Origin of the sequence: Fusobacterium sp. (assembly GCF_032477075.1) — a bacterium.
Taxonomy (GTDB): domain Bacteria; phylum Fusobacteriota; class Fusobacteriia; order Fusobacteriales; family Fusobacteriaceae; genus Fusobacterium_A.
In genome coordinates this window covers 53823-68364 of sequence record NZ_JAWDXO010000032.1, presented here as the reverse complement: position 1 = coordinate 68364, position 14542 = coordinate 53823, and the positions used below count along the sequence as shown (strand labels likewise).

14 protein-coding genes are annotated in these 14542 nt (G+C 30.5%); 12 read left to right on the top strand and 2 right to left on the bottom strand.

The features are described from left to right. The first annotated feature begins 178 nt into the window (after positions 1–178). The 6 genes from prfA to E6771_RS12295 are packed head-to-tail and all read left to right on the top strand — an operon-like array spanning position 179 to position 5106. Complete coding sequence (gene prfA, locus E6771_RS12320) at positions 179–1255, top strand: peptide chain release factor 1 (RefSeq protein ID WP_316091626.1); 1077 nt, start codon at positions 179–181, stop codon at positions 1253–1255. Positions 1256–1257: 2 nt separating this feature from the next. Beyond that, positions 1258–2376, top strand: a complete 1119-nt coding sequence (prmC, locus tag E6771_RS12315; protein ID WP_316091625.1) for a peptide chain release factor N(5)-glutamine methyltransferase — start codon at positions 1258–1260, stop codon at positions 2374–2376. After that, entirely contained in the window at positions 2376–3407 is a 1032-nt protein-coding gene (gene queA, locus E6771_RS12310) for a tRNA preQ1(34) S-adenosylmethionine ribosyltransferase-isomerase QueA (protein WP_316091624.1), read from the top strand. Before prmC ends, queA begins: the two co-directional genes overlap by 1 nt. A gap of 12 nt (positions 3408–3419) precedes the next feature. Then, positions 3420–3968 (top strand): 16S rRNA (guanine(966)-N(2))-methyltransferase RsmD, encoded by a 549-nt coding sequence (rsmD, locus tag E6771_RS12305; RefSeq protein ID WP_316091623.1) that lies wholly within the window; start codon positions 3420–3422, stop codon positions 3966–3968. 30 nt (positions 3969–3998) lie between these two features. Then, positions 3999–4217 (top strand): exodeoxyribonuclease VII small subunit, encoded by a 219-nt coding sequence (gene xseB, locus E6771_RS12300; protein ID WP_096401768.1) that lies wholly within the window; start codon positions 3999–4001, stop codon positions 4215–4217. A 1-nt stretch (position 4218) separates the two neighbouring features. Continuing rightward, the gene (locus tag E6771_RS12295; protein WP_410054675.1) at positions 4219–5106 is read left to right on the top strand and encodes a polyprenyl synthetase family protein; all 888 of its coding nucleotides are present in this window, start codon (positions 4219–4221) and stop codon (positions 5104–5106) included. Between the two features lie 119 nt (positions 5107–5225). Here the strand turns inward: E6771_RS12295 and garD are convergent, their stop codons facing one another. After that, a complete protein-coding gene (gene garD / locus E6771_RS12290) occupies positions 5226–6743 on the bottom strand; it encodes a galactarate dehydratase (RefSeq protein ID WP_316091622.1) in 1518 nt (505 codons plus the stop codon). Between the two features lie 124 nt (positions 6744–6867). Between garD and E6771_RS12285 the strand changes: the two genes are divergently transcribed. Then, a complete protein-coding gene (locus tag E6771_RS12285; protein ID WP_316091621.1) occupies positions 6868–7776 on the top strand; it encodes a LysR family transcriptional regulator in 909 nt (302 codons plus the stop codon). Here E6771_RS12285 and E6771_RS12280 read toward each other — a convergent pair. Further along, entirely contained in the window at positions 7769–8860 is a 1092-nt protein-coding gene (locus E6771_RS12280; RefSeq protein ID WP_316091620.1) for a CdaR family transcriptional regulator, read from the bottom strand. The two genes, E6771_RS12285 and E6771_RS12280, sit on opposite strands and share 8 nt — an antisense overlap. 409 nt (positions 8861–9269) lie before the next feature. Here E6771_RS12280 and garR point away from each other — a divergent pair, with 409 nt between their 5' ends. From garR to E6771_RS12255, 5 genes are all read left to right on the top strand, one after another. Next, on the top strand, positions 9270–10160 hold the full coding sequence (gene garR, locus E6771_RS12275; RefSeq protein ID WP_316091619.1) for a 2-hydroxy-3-oxopropionate reductase: 891 nt from the start codon (positions 9270–9272) through the stop codon (positions 10158–10160). A 19-nt stretch (positions 10161–10179) separates the two neighbouring features. Continuing rightward, positions 10180–11508, top strand: coding sequence for an enolase C-terminal domain-like protein (locus E6771_RS12270; RefSeq protein WP_316091618.1), 1329 nt, complete (start codon positions 10180–10182; stop codon positions 11506–11508). Positions 11509–11520: 12 nt separating this feature from the next. Then, positions 11521–12420: a dihydrodipicolinate synthase family protein gene (locus E6771_RS12265; protein WP_316091617.1), complete on the top strand. Its 900-nt coding sequence runs from the start codon at positions 11521–11523 to the stop codon at positions 12418–12420. Between the two features lie 3 nt (positions 12421–12423). After that, positions 12424–13572, top strand: a complete 1149-nt coding sequence (locus E6771_RS12260) for a glycerate kinase (protein WP_316091616.1) — start codon at positions 12424–12426, stop codon at positions 13570–13572. 104 nt (positions 13573–13676) lie between these two features. After that, positions 13677–14465, top strand: coding sequence for an aldo/keto reductase (locus tag E6771_RS12255; RefSeq protein ID WP_316091615.1), 789 nt, complete (start codon positions 13677–13679; stop codon positions 14463–14465). Positions 14466–14542: the final 77 nt, after the last annotated feature.

Below are 14542 nucleotides of genomic sequence, written 5' to 3'. Positions count from 1 at the left end.
TATGTCTCCTTTGTATAATTAGGGTGGTAACTATATTATACAAAAAAGAGAGCTGAGTAAAACATTTTTTTTAAATGTTACTCAGCTTTTTTTATGTTACAGTCTAGGGAAAATTGATTTTTTTATATGTTTATGATATAATTATAAAGTTATAGTGAGAAAAAGGAGATGAAAGATAGTGTTCGGAAAATTAGAAGAAGTAGTAAAAAGATTCGATGAATTGAATGAATTGCTGGGGTCTTCAGAGGTATTATCAGACCCTAAGAAAATGATGGAATGTAATAAATCATTAAGCGACATAACTCCAATAGTTGAAAAATATAAAGAATATAAAAGAGTTATAGAAGATTTTGAATTTATTAAAGAAAATCTAAAAACTGAAAAAGATCATGAAATGAGAGAGATGATGCATGAAGAATTAAAGGAACTTGAAGAGTCTATCCCAGAACTTGAAAAAGAATTAAAAGTACTTTTGCTTCCAAAAGATGAAAATGATGATAAAAATGTTATTATAGAAATAAGAGGAGGAGCAGGAGGAGATGAAGCTGCTCTTTTTGCAGGAAATCTATTCAGAATGTATTCAAGATATGCTGAAAGAAAAAAATGGAAAATAGAAATAATTGAAAAGCAAGAAATGGGTATAGGAGGAATAAAAGAAGTTGTATTTAGTATAAATGGGCTTGGAGCTTATTCAAGACTAAAATTTGAATCTGGAGTTCATAGAGTACAAAGGGTTCCTGAAACAGAATCTGCTGGAAGAGTTCATACATCTACAGCTACTGTAGCAGTTCTTCCAGAAGTAGAAGATATAAAAGAAGTAAAAATTGATCCAAGGGATCTTAAGGTAGATACATATAGAGCAGGAGGAGCAGGGGGACAGCATGTAAATATGACTGACTCAGCGGTTAGAATCACTCACTTGCCTACTGGTATTATAGTTCAATGCCAAGATGAAAGATCACAGCTTAAAAATAGAGAGAAAGCAATGAAACATCTAGCTTCTAAGCTTTTTGAAATGGAATGTGAAAAACAAAGAAGCCAGGTAGAAAGTGAAAGAAGGCTTCAGGTAGGAACAGGGGATAGATCTGAAAAAATTAGAACTTACAATTTTCCACAAGGAAGAATAACAGACCACAGAATAAAATTTACAGTATATCAGCTTGAAGCATTCTTAGATGGAGACCTTGATGAAATGATTGACGCATTAATTACATTCAGTCAAGCAGAAATGCTTTCAAGTGTTTCAGAAGAGTAATTATGAAATTACTTGAGATATTGAATTTTTCAAAAGAGTATTTACAAAAATACTCTTTTTCAAAACCACGTCTTGAAAGTGAAAAAGTTATATCTAATGTTTTAAAGCTGGATAGAATATCATTGTATGCTTATTTTGATATGAAACTTTCTTCTGAGCAGAAAGAGAAAGTAAAAACATATCTTAAAGAAATGGCTAGAAAAAGAATTGGGTTTGATGAGCTTTTAAAAAGTGAAGATATCAAAGTTGAAATTGTAAGTTATAGAAATGAGAATTTAGAACTTCTTAATAAATCAGCAGAGTATTTGAAAAAATATGGAGTAACCAGCCCAAAACTAGATGCTGAATATATATTTGCTCATATACTAGGGGTAAATAGGCTGACATTAACTCTAAATTTTAATAAAAAGATAGAGGAAGAAGATAAAGAAAAAATAAGAGAATATCTAAAATCTAGAGGTAAAAATAGAAAACCTCTTCAATATTTGCTTGGAGAATGGGAATTTTATGGATATCCTTTTAAAGTAGACGAAAGAGTACTTATACCAAGGAATGATACAGAAATATTAGTAGAACAGTGCAAGCTTATTTTGAATGAACTTGATGAACCTAAAGTTTTGGATATAGGAACTGGAAGTGGAGCGATAGCAGTGACTTTGGGAAAAGAATGTCCTAACAGCACCATAATTGGAGCTGATATAAGTGAAGGAGCTTTAAAAGTAGCTGAACTAAACAGAGAATTAAATAAAGCAGAGAATGTGAAATTTATGAAATCAGATGTATTTTCATCATTTAAGGATATGAAATTTGATTTTATAATTTCAAATCCTCCTTATATATCCTTGGAAGAATATAATGAATTGATGCCAGAAGTGCTGAATTATGAACCTTCATCAGCTCTTACAGATAATGGAAATGGTTATTATTTTTATTCGAAAATATCTAAAGAGGCTTCTGACTATTTAAATAGAGGAGGATTTTTAGCATTTGAAGTTGGATATAATCAAGCTGAGGCAGTTAAAGAATTAATGGCAGAAAATGGTTTTGATATTTTTGCTGTAGTAAAAGATTATGGTGGTATAGACAGAGTAGTTATAGGAAAGAAGAGTGGTGACAAATAATGTCTACATTGTTAAGTGATTATGATTATAATCTGCCAGAAGAATTGATTGGTCAGCAGCCTAGAGAACCTAGAGATCATGCAAGACTTATGCTGGTAAATAGAAAAAATGAGAGTATAGAACATAAAAGATTTTATGATATAATAGATTATCTAAATGAAGGGGATATATTAGTAAGAAATTCTACAAAAGTTATTCCAGCGAGACTTTTTGGACACAAAGAAACGAGAGGAGTGCTGGAGATACTTCTTATTAAAAGAATAGACCTTGATACTTGGGAATGTCTTTTGAAGCCAGCTAAAAAGTTAAAAGTAGGGCAGAAACTTTATATTGGTCATGGAAATGAACTTATAGGTGAACTGTTAGAGATAAAGGGTGATGGAAATAGGATTATAAAATTTATATATGAAGGAGTTTTTGAAGAAGTTTTAGATAGATTAGGGAAAATGCCCCTTCCTCCATATATAGTAGAAGAATTGAAAGAAAAAGATAGATATCAAACTGTTTATGCTATCAAGGGAGAATCTGTTGCAGCACCTACAGCTGGACTTCATTTTACAAAAGAACTTTTAGAAAAAATAGAAAAAAAAGGGATAAAGATAGTAGATATATTTTTGGAAGTAGGTTTAGGAACATTCAGACCTGTACAGACTGAAAATGTATTGGAGCATAAAATGCATGAAGAAATATTTGAAATACATCAAGAAGCAGCTGATATAATTAATGAGGGAAAAAGGAATGGAAAAAGAATAATTTCAGTAGGAACTACAAGTACAAGAGCTTTAGAATCTGCTGTAGATGAAAATGGAATAGTGAGAGCTCAAAAGGAAAGTACAGAAATATTTATTTATCCTGGATATAAATTTAAAGTAATAGATGCTCTTATTACTAATTTCCATCTTCCTAAATCAACACTTCTCATGCTTGTTTCTGCACTTTCATCAAGAGAATTTATGTTGAAAGTATATGACATAGCTGTAAAAGAGGAGTATCATTTCTTTAGCTTTGGGGATGCTATGTTTATCTATTAGGAGTTGATATAGATGAAAATAATTGCAGGTGATGCAAAAAACAAGAGAATAAAAAGCAGGAAAGGAACAGATACAAGACCTACTTTAGGAAGCATGAAAGAATCTCTCTTTTCTATCATAGCACCATATGTACCTGACAGTGTATTTTTAGATCTTTTCAGTGGAAGCGGAAGTATATCTCTTGAAGCTCTGAGCAGAGGAGCAAAAAGAGCAGTGATGATAGAAAAAGACAGTGAAGCTCTAAAATATATAATAGAAAATGTAAATACTTTAGGATATGAAGATAGATGCAGAGCATATAAAAATGATGCTTTAAGAGCAATTGAAATATTAGGGAGAAAAGATGAAAAATTTGATATAATATTTATGGACCCTCCTTATAAAGAAGAAGTATGTACAAAAGTAATAAAAGCAATAGAAAAAAATAAAATACTTGCAGATGGCGGACTTATTATCAGTGAACATCATGTTTTTGAAGAACTTGAAGATGAAATAGGAGAGTTTAAAAAAGCTGATGAGAGAAAGTATGGTAAAAAGTGTATAACTTTTTATACAAGATAGTTTTAATTATAAAATTTCTGGGGTGATAAGATGGTAAAGAGAAGCGGAAGTTTTGAAGATAATCTTTTGGAAGTAGATGAAATAATAGAAAAACTGGAAAATGGGGAACTTACACTGACTGAATCTATAAAAGAATATGAAAATGCTATGAAGCTTTTAAAAAAATCTTCAGATTTATTAAATAAAGCAGAAGGAAAAATTTTAAAAGTTACAGAAGAAAGTGACAATATTCTAACTGAGGAGGTTTAAGATGTTTTTTAAAAATTATTTGGATAGTAATAAAAAATTAATAGAGTCAAATATGGACATATATTTAAATGAACTTAATTATCCAGATGTTATAGCTGAAGGAATGAAATATGCAGTTTTAAATGGTGGTAAAAGATTAAGACCTATTTTACTCTTCATGGTACTGGATATACTCGATTGTGAAAAAGAAATGGGAATAGCTTCAGCTGCTGCTATTGAAATGATACATTCATATTCATTAGTACATGATGATCTCCCAGCTCTTGATAATGATGATTATAGAAGAGGGAAACTTACTACTCACAAAAAATTTGGTGAAGCAGAAGGAATATTGATAGGAGATGCCCTTTTAACACATGCATTTTACATACTTACAGAAAAAAATAAACATCTTTCAGCTGAAAAAATAGTTGAAATTGTTAGATTAACATCAAGTTATGCTGGTATAAACGGAATGATTGGCGGACAGATGATGGATATAGCAAGTGAAGGAAAAAAAATTGATTTAGAAATTTTAAAATATATACATTCTAATAAGACAGGAAAATTAATGAAACTTCCTGTAGAGTTAGCATGTATAATAGGAGATGCAGATAAAGAAGAAAGAGAGATTCTTATAAGATTTTCTGATCTTATAGGGCTTGCATTTCAAATAAAAGATGATATTCTTGATATAGAAGGAGACTTTTCAACTCTTGGTAAACCAGTAGGCAGCGATATTGAACTTGACAAATCAACATATCCAGCATTGATAGGAATGACAGAAAGTAAAATCCTTTTAAAAGAAACAATAGATGAAGCTAAAATGATAGTTGCAGAAAAATTTGGTGTAGAGAAAAGCAATATTCTTTTAGAATTGGCTGATTATATTGGAAATAGAAATAAATAATTAAAATAAAAAAGAAGTTGATTAAAAGTAAATAAGTTTTTAAAATTTGGAAATTAGAAAATTTCAAAAACTGTATTTCAATTTAAAGAATCAACTTCTTTTTTTATTAATTTATAAAATTATGTAATTGGTGCTGGATTAAAAATACAGAAATCATTGTGAAGTTTATATTTTTCAGCCCAAGGTTGTTTTTTTCCGCTTGCAACATCTATTATCATATTAAAAATATCTGTTCCTATATCGCTGATAGAAGCATCTCCAGAAGCAATAGGTCCTGCACTTATATCAATCAAATCATTCCACATATCTTTCATATCATTTCTTGAACATACTTTAATAACTGGAGCAAGTGCTAGTCCATAAGGAGTTCCTCTTCCAGTCATAAAGACCTGAAGTCCAATTCCAGAAGCTAATTGGCAAGGTCCACAGACAATATCACTTGCAGGAGTAGCAGCATATATCAATCCTTTTTTAGTAGGAGTTTCAGCAGGGGATAAAACTTCAATTATAGGAGAACTGCCAGATTTTGCAATGGAGCCCATAGCTTTTTCTACTATATTTGAAAGACCTCCTTTTTTATTTCCAGGAGTAGGGTTAGCACTTCTGTCCACCTGACCATTTTCTAAATAATTATCATACCATTTCATTTCAGAAACCAATTTTTTCATAACATCCTCATTGATACAACGTTCTGCAATCATATGTACTCCATCACGAACTTCTGTTACTTCAGAGAACATAACTGTAGCTCCCCCTTCAACTAACATATCAGCTGCGTATCCAGCACTGGGATTAGCAGTTACACCAGAAAAAGCATCACTTCCTCCACACTGCATTCCAACAAGAAGATCAGATAGAGGGAGGGTCTCTCTTTTTCTAGCATTTAAACGAGCTAATTTTTTATCTGCCATATTCATAATAGTATCTATCATAGAATTGAATCCTTTAATTTCTTGAAGAATAATTACATTTTCAGGAGAAATATCAGCTTCATCAATCAGCATTTCAACTGTTAATTTTTCACATCCCAGAGCCACAACCATAAGTTCACCACCAAAGTTTGGATGTTTAGCAAGGTTACGTAGTGCACGTATAGGGATAACAGCCTCAGGAGCATTAATGGCAACACCACAACCATAAGCATGATTAATAGGAATTACATCATCCACATTAGGATATTTAGGTAAAAGCTCATCTTTAATTTTTTTTACAGCAACATTTAATACTCCAGTGACACACTGAACAGTAGTACTTATTCCTAAAATATTTCTAGTACCAGCATATCCTCCATTTGGATTACGATATCCCTCAAAAGTTTTTATAGGTGCCTTTGGAAGAGAAGTTATAATATTTGTTCCAAACTTCATTTCATTTAAAGCTGGAGGTATAGGAAGCTTAAGCATATGTTCATTAATCCATGCTCCTTTTTTTATGTCATTGATGGCATATCCCAATTCTACACCATAACGAATAATAGGAAAATCTTTTGCAATATCACATAAGGCTATTTTATGACCTTGTGGAATTTCTTCTGTTGTAAATATTCCATTCATGATTTCTGTACCAGCTGAAATTTTATCAACTGCAATTGCTACATTATCTTTTTCATTAACTTTAATGTACAAATTTTTACCCATGAAAACAGCTCCTTTTAAATTATTACTTGTATTCTTATTGATTTGAGTGTATAAAATATTTATAAATAAGTCAAATTCATTATAATTAGATTTCTCTTAATTTTTTTAAGAGTAAGGAGGAAAGATGGAATTAAAACAATTGGAATATATAGTAAAAATAGCAGAAGAGAGAAATATAACAAAAGCAGCAGAAAAGATGTATATTACTCAATCAGCATTGAATCAACAACTTTTAAAACTAGAAAAAGAACTTGGAAGTCAGCTATTTTATCGTTCTAGAACAAATTGGAAACTTACAGAAATAGGAGAAATATATATAAAAAATGCTGAAAAAATATTGAATATAAAAAAAGAAACATATGATCATATAAATGATTTACTTGAAAAAGATAAGAGTAATTTGAGAATAGGACTTACTCCTGAAAGAGGAATATCAATGTTTGCATCTGTATATCCTAAATTTTATAAGTTATTTCCAAATGTTTCAATAGAACCTATAGAAATGAATGTTAAAATACAGGAAAAGATGATAGGAAATGGGCAATTAGATATAGGGTTTGTAACTTTATCAAAAGAACAGAGGATAGGAAACAATACTTATGTTCCTATCCTAGAAGAAAATATATTAATGGCTGTTCCATCTATTCATCCTCTAGCTAAATCAGTTAAAGGAGAAAAGATTCAAAGAACAGATTTAAAATTATTTAAAAATGATACTTTTGTTTTACTCTCTAGAAATACAACAATGAGAGAAATAATAGATCCACTTTTTAAAAAAGCTGGATTTGTTCCTAATATATTATTTGAAACAAAGAGCAGCAGAACATTATATCAAATGGTATCAAATCATTTAGCATGTACATTTATTTCTGAAATATATGCAAAAGAAAATGAGAAGATAGTTTATTTTTCTCTTCCAGAATCTCCATCATGGGAGTTATGCACAGTGTATAGAAAAGGAGCCTATCTAAGCAAGGCAGCAAAAAGTTTTATAAAACTGGCAGAAGACTATTGGAAAAATAATATTAAATAGTTCTCTGAAGTTTAAAAGCCAGACTTAAAACAATAAAGTCTTTGAGCTGTCTTGGATCATACCCACTTAACTGTTTTATTTTATTTAATTTATATTGAAGAGTATTTTTATGCATAAAGAGGTTTTCAGAAGTATGAAGTATACTTCCATTATTTTCTTCATAAGAGTTCATTAGAAATGAGAATTCTTCTATTTCTTTTGGAGTAAAATTTTTTAATATTTTATTTATAAAATTATCTATATCAGATTTTTTTAGATTTAAAAAAATAAATTCTAAATCCATTTTTTCATATTCAGATACAGGTTTCTTTAAAGAAAATTTTATCATAAAATTTAAAATTTCTTTTGCAGCTTTATATGAGGCTTTTAAAGAATTATATTCAAAAGCTTTTATTCCTATTCCAAATCTAAAGTCTAATTTTGTTTTCTCTAAAAGTTTTTCCTGCAGTTGAAATATTGCTCTGGATATATCTTCATTTTTATGGAAATGATACAAAATAATGATTTCATTTCTTGATATAGTATATATATTATTTTTATTGTACGAAAGAGAATTTTTTAGGATATCATAAATCTTATCATTTATTAAAAAACTATTATTTTTATTAAGCTTTCCAACTATTATGACATATGGGAATGTAAAATCTGCTGTTGGAAAAAAATCGTAGTCATACCCTAAAACAATACGCTCAATAAAAGTTCTGTTAATTTCTTTTGTTCTTATATCTGAATCTTTTATCCAAGCTTCCTTTATAAGAATTTCAGTCATCATTCTTATAATCTCACCATATTTTTCAACTTCATTTTTATCTCCAGTTATTCCAATAACCCCTATGATAGCATTATTAAAATAAATAGGCATATTTATCCCTTTTCTGCTTCCTTGAAATTCATCATCACTACTAATTATAATGGGAGCTTTTTCTTTTATGCATTTTAAAGCAGCAGCATGAAAAGTACCAGTCCTGTTTGGATCAGTACTGGCTATAATAATTCCTTGTTTATCTATATAATTTAAATCTTGATGTATTATTTCTTTCATTTTATTTAGAATGTTAGTTGCCAAACTCACTGATATATTCATTTCGCTTCCCCTTTTAAAATTTGTAATTTATATCTAAATTATACCATTAAAAGAAAAGAATTAAAAATTATTTTTATTACAAAGAACAAAAAATGTAATAAAAATAATTAAAATAATGTTTTATATAACATAGAATATTAAAAAAAGAAGTGATATTATTATATTTAATAAAAATAAAATAAATTGGACATAAAAAGATTAACTGTATTCTAGAAAAACTAGAAGCGGTATTAACAGTATTCTCATAGTAAGTGTATTTATAAAATAATCAGAAAACAGATGTTTTGTATAACAATTAATAAGTTGGAAATTTAGCATATATAACATTGTTTACCAAAGAAAATAATTTTAAAATATATTATAGAGAATAAATTGAGAATAACATTAAAAATATAAATGGAGGTAAAAAATGAAAGTAGGATTTATCGGTTTAGGTATCATGGGAAGACCAATGTGTAAAAATGTTTTAAAAGCAGGATATGATGTAGTAGCATTTGATATGAATAAAACAGCTCTGGATGATGTAGCAGCAGCAGGAGCAAAGGCAGCTGGATCAGCTAAAGAAGTTGGAGCAAACTGTGATGTTTTGATAACAATGCTTCCAAATTCTCCACATGTAAAAGCAGTTCTTTTTAATGAAAATGGAGCAGCAGAAGGATTGAAGGCAGGAACTACTGTTATAGATATGAGTTCTATCAATCCAGTAGAGAGCCAAAGTATAGCAGCAAAATTAGCTGAAACAGGAGTGGAGCTTTTAGATGCACCAGTTTCAGGAGGAGAACCAAAAGCAATAGATGGAACTATATCTGTTATGGTTGGAGGAAAAGAGGAGATATTTAATAAATACTATGATCTTATGAAAACTATGGCTGGATCAGTAGTAAGGGTGGGAAATGTAGGAGCAGGAAACACTACAAAATTAGCAAATCAAATGATAGTTGCCCTTAATATTGCAGCACTAAGTGAAGCTTTTGTTCTTTGTGAAAAAGCAGGAGTGGATCCTCAATTAGTATTTGAAGCAATAAGAGGAGGACTTGCAGGAAGTACTGTAATGAATGCAAAAGCTCCTATGATGATATCAAGAAATTTTGAACCAGGATTTAGAATTGAATTACATATAAAAGATCTTCAAAATGCACTTGATACATCTCATTCAATAAATGCATCTCTACCATTAACTGCTCAAGTAATGGAAATAATGCAAGCTTTAAAAATAGATGGAAGAGAGAAAAAAGATCATGCAGCTATTTTAAATTATTATGAAAAAATAAACAATGTAACAGTTGGAGAAAAAAAATAATAAAAGGGAGAAAACACATATGATACCTAAAATTATAGAGATGAATGTAATTCCAGTAGCTGGGTATGACAGTATGCTGCTTAATCTAAGTGGAGCTCATGGGCCTTATTTCACAAGAAATATAGTTATTTTAAAAGCAGACAATGGAGCTATTGGAGTGGGAGAAGTTCCAGGTGGGGAAAAAATAAGGAAAACTTTGGAAGATGCAAAAGAATTAGTAGTGGGAAAAAGTATAGGGGAATATAAAAATATTATTAAAAATATTTATAATACATTTAAAGACAGAGATGCTTCTGGAAGAGGAAATCAAACATTTGATCTTAGAACTACAGTTCATGTAATGACAGCAGTTGAAGCTCCTTTATTAGATATCTTAGGAAAATTTTTAAATGTACCAGTAGCAGCATTATTAGGAGAAGGACAGCAGAGAGAGAAAGTAAAAGTATTAGGATATCTGTTTTATATAGGAGATAAAGATAAAACTGATCTTTCTTATTTAGATAATGATGATAATTCAGATGACTGGGGAAAAGTTAGAAGAAAAGAAGCAATGACACCAGAAACAGTGGTTGAATTAGCAAAAGCAGCTCATAAAAGATATGGATTTGAAGACTTTAAATTAAAGGGAGGAGTGCTGAAAGGAGCAGAGGAAATTAAAGCTATAAAAGCTCTTCATGAAGCATTCCCAGAAGCAAGAATAACTCTTGATCCAAATGGAGCATGGTCTTTAAAGGAAGCAGTATCTTTATGTAAAGATATGCATGGAATTCTTGCCTATGCTGAAGACCCATGTGGTGCAGAAAATGGATTCTCTGGAAGAGAGATTATGGCTGAGTTTAGAAAAGCAACAGGTCTTCCTACAGCGACAAATATGATAGCTACTGATTGGAGACAAATGCAGCATTCAATAGCTTTAAATAGTGTTTCTATTCCTCTGGCAGATCCTCATTTCTGGACAATGGAAGGATCAGTAAGAGTTGCACAAATGTGTAATGAATTTGGTTTGACTTGGGGTTCTCACTCAAATAATCACTTTGATATTTCTTTGGCAATGTTCAGTCATGTTGCAGCAGCAGCTCCAGGAAATATTACAGCTATAGATACTCACTGGATATGGCAGGATGGACAGGATTTAACTAAAAATGCACATAAAATAGTAGGTGGAGAGATAACAGTCCCTAAAGATGTTCCAGGTCTTGGAATTGAAGTAGACATGGATAAAATTATGGCAGCTCATAAATTATATATAGAGAAAAATTTAGGGGCAAGAGATGATTCTGTGGCTATGCAGTATTTAATAAAAGACTGGAAATTTGATAATAAAAGACCTTGTTTAGACAGGGACTAGGGGGAATAAAGTATGGATTTAAACTTATTGCAAGGAATTTATGTTCCAATTCTTACACCAATGGATGAGAATGAAAATGTAGATATAGAAAAACTAAAAAAACAGGTAAATTTTGTAATAGATGGAGGAGTTAGCGGAATACTGGCTCATGGAAGCAATAGTGAATTCTATATGTTTGATGATGAAGATTATGAACTTATTACAAAAACTATAGTAGATGAAGTAAATGGAAGAGTCCCTGTAATAATGGGAATAGGAGCTATAAGAACTTCTAAATGTATCAAATTGGCTAAAATGGGAGAAAAAATAGGAGTGGATGGAGTTGCTCTTTTACAACCTATGTTTTTAAAACCTACTGAGGAAGAACTTTATCTTCATTATAAAACAGTAGCAGAATCTATTGAAGAACTTCCACTTTTGATATATAATAACCCTAGAATAGGATATACACTATCTGCTGATTTAGTAGAAAAATTAGCAAAAAATGTAAAAAATATTGTTGGAATTAAGGATTCTAGTGGAGATATTAACCAATTACTTGAATTTATAAGAAGGACAAGAGATATAGAATTTAAAATATTTGGTGGGAAAGATACTTTATTATTTTCTTCGCTTACAGTAGGAGCAGTGGGAGGAGTATGTACAGCAGCTAATATATTCCCAGAGCTTGTAACTTCTATATATAATAAATACAAAGAAGGAGATCTTAAAGAATCATTGGAGCTTCAATTTAAACTTAACCCAGTTAGATTATCTATGGATAAAGCAAGTTTCCCTGTAGCTACAAAAGATATGGCAAATATCAATAAAATGAATGTAGGGGAACCTATAAAACCAAGTCTTTCATCTAAAAAAACTGTTGTAGATTTTATGGCAGAAAAGATGACAGAAGCTGGTCAAATAAAGAGGTAACTTATGAAAGAGATAAAAGTCATTATAGCAGTTGATTCTTTTAAGGGAAGTGCATCTTCAAGAGAAGTTGCAGAAAGTATTGAAAAGGGCATAAAGAAATTCGGCAGAAATAACATTATTATAAAAAAAGTTTCAATTGCAGATGGTGGAGAAGGAACAGTAGAAGCAATAGTTGAAGCTGTCAATGGAGAATATAAATTTTTAGAAGTACCTGGACCTTTGGGAGATAAAGTTAAAGCAAGGTTTGGAGTGATACGAGGAAATACTGCTGTTCTTGAAATGGCTGAATCTTCTGGATTGAATTTAATAAAGCGTGAAAATCTAAATCCATATAAAGCAAATACATATGGGGTAGGAGAGATGCTTAAAGCTATATTGGATATGGGAATAAGGGATATTTATATAGGTTTAGGGGGAAGTGCAACTAATGATGGTGGAGCAGGAATGCTTGCTTCATTAGGAGTAAAATTCTACAATATAAAAGGAGAAAAAATAGGATATACACCAGAAGAATTAAAAGATATAGCTAAAGTAGATATTTCGGGATTAGATACAAGAATATCAGAAGCTAGTATAACAGTTCTATCAGATGTTTGTAATAGTCTCTGTGGAATAAATGGAGCATCATATATATATGGACCTCAAAAGGGAGCAAAATCTAAAGATGTAAAAATTCTCGATAAAATTCTTGAAAATTATGGAAATATCATTGATAATATTGTTGGAAAGAATTTTTCTAAAGAACCTGGAAGCGGTGCTGCTGGAGGACTTGGATATGCATTTTTGAGTATCTGTGGAGCAGAATTTAAAGAGGGTATTGTTAAAATAATGGAACTTATAGAGCTTGAAAATTTAATAAAAGATGCAGATCTTGTAATAACTGGAGAAGGAAGAATTGATAACCAATCTGTCAATGGAAAAGCACCAGTAGGAATTGCTAAGACTGCTAAAAAATATAATATTCCTGTTATTGCAGTAGTTGGAAGTTCTGCTAGAAATCTTGATGATATTTATGCTAATGGAATAGATCTGGTAATGGATATAATCAACGAGCCTATGAATCTTGAAAAAGCTATTCATGATGTAAAAGAGTTGTTGGAATTTGCTGGAGAAAAGGCTATGAGAGCATTTTTATTAAGAGATGGACATTAAATAAAATAAGAGTGACTAAAGAGTATTTTACTTAACAGGTCACTCTCTTTTTATTATTTGAAAATAATTTAGGAGGAAATATATGAGAAGAAAGTACTTGGTATATGGGAGACTCATTATCTACTCGAATAGAAGAGATAGAATGTATAAGATATGCAATTGATAAAGGTGTAAATATGATAGATACAGCAGAAATGTATGGAAATGGGAACAGTGAATCTTTAATAGGAGAAGCCATAAAGGGATATGATAGAGAATCTTTGTTTATTGTATCAAAAGTTCTTCCAAGTAATGCAGGAAGAAACAGAATATTTCAATCATGTAAAAATACTCTTGATAGATTACAAACTGATTATTTAGATATGTATCTTCTTCATTGGAGAGGAATTATACCTTTAGATGAAACTATTGAGTGTATGGAGGAATTAAAGGCTTCTGGAAAGATTAAACGTTGGGGAGTCTCAAATATGGATATAGATGATATGTTTGAAATAACTCATGCAGCAAAGGGAGACCAGTGTCAGGTAAATCAAGTATTGTATCATTTAGGATCTCGAGGAATAGAATATTCTTTAAAACCTTTTACTGATTCCAGAAATATTCCAACAATGGCATATTGTCCTCTGGCACAAGGGGGAAGATTGAAAGATAAACTTTTAAAATCGAAATCTGTTATAAAAATAAGTGAAAAATATGGTGTATCTCCTATACAGATTCTTCTTTTATTTGTATTAAATCAAGAAAATATGATTTCAATACCTAAAACTTCAAAGTTAAAACATATGAAAGAGAACATTGAATGTTTAGACATAATATTGAATGAAGAAGATATAGAGCTTTTAAATAGTGAATTTCCTGCTCCTAATAAAAAAGTTTCATTGGATATAGAATAAATAAAAACCCCCTCAGTTAGGGCTGAGGGGGTTTTTATATGATAGCAAAAATTAGAATAGGCGTATCAGTAATTATA

Coding starts and splice junctions, on each gene's coding strand:
- prmC (WP_316091625.1), top strand. CDS start 1,258: ATGAAATTACTTGAGATATTGAATTTTTCAAAAGAGTATTTACAAAAA.
- E6771_RS12260 (WP_316091616.1), top strand. CDS start 12,424: ATGAAAGAGATAAAAGTCATTATAGCAGTTGATTCTTTTAAGGGAAGT.
- rsmD (WP_316091623.1), top strand. CDS start 3,420: ATGAAAATAATTGCAGGTGATGCAAAAAACAAGAGAATAAAAAGCAGG.
- garR (WP_316091619.1), top strand. CDS start 9,270: ATGAAAGTAGGATTTATCGGTTTAGGTATCATGGGAAGACCAATGTGT.
- E6771_RS12265 (WP_316091617.1), top strand. CDS start 11,521: ATGGATTTAAACTTATTGCAAGGAATTTATGTTCCAATTCTTACACCA.
- E6771_RS12255 (WP_316091615.1), top strand. CDS start 13,677: ATGGGAGACTCATTATCTACTCGAATAGAAGAGATAGAATGTATAAGA.
- E6771_RS12295 (WP_410054675.1), top strand. CDS start 4,219: ATGTTTTTTAAAAATTATTTGGATAGTAATAAAAAATTAATAGAGTCA.
- queA (WP_316091624.1), top strand. CDS start 2,376: ATGTCTACATTGTTAAGTGATTATGATTATAATCTGCCAGAAGAATTG.
- xseB (WP_096401768.1), top strand. CDS start 3,999: ATGGTAAAGAGAAGCGGAAGTTTTGAAGATAATCTTTTGGAAGTAGAT.
- E6771_RS12280 (WP_316091620.1), bottom strand. CDS start 8,860: ATGAATATATCAGTGAGTTTGGCAACTAACATTCTAAATAAAATGAAA.
- garD (WP_316091622.1), bottom strand. CDS start 6,743: ATGGGTAAAAATTTGTACATTAAAGTTAATGAAAAAGATAATGTAGCA.
- E6771_RS12270 (WP_316091618.1), top strand. CDS start 10,180: ATGATACCTAAAATTATAGAGATGAATGTAATTCCAGTAGCTGGGTAT.
- E6771_RS12285 (WP_316091621.1), top strand. CDS start 6,868: ATGGAATTAAAACAATTGGAATATATAGTAAAAATAGCAGAAGAGAGA.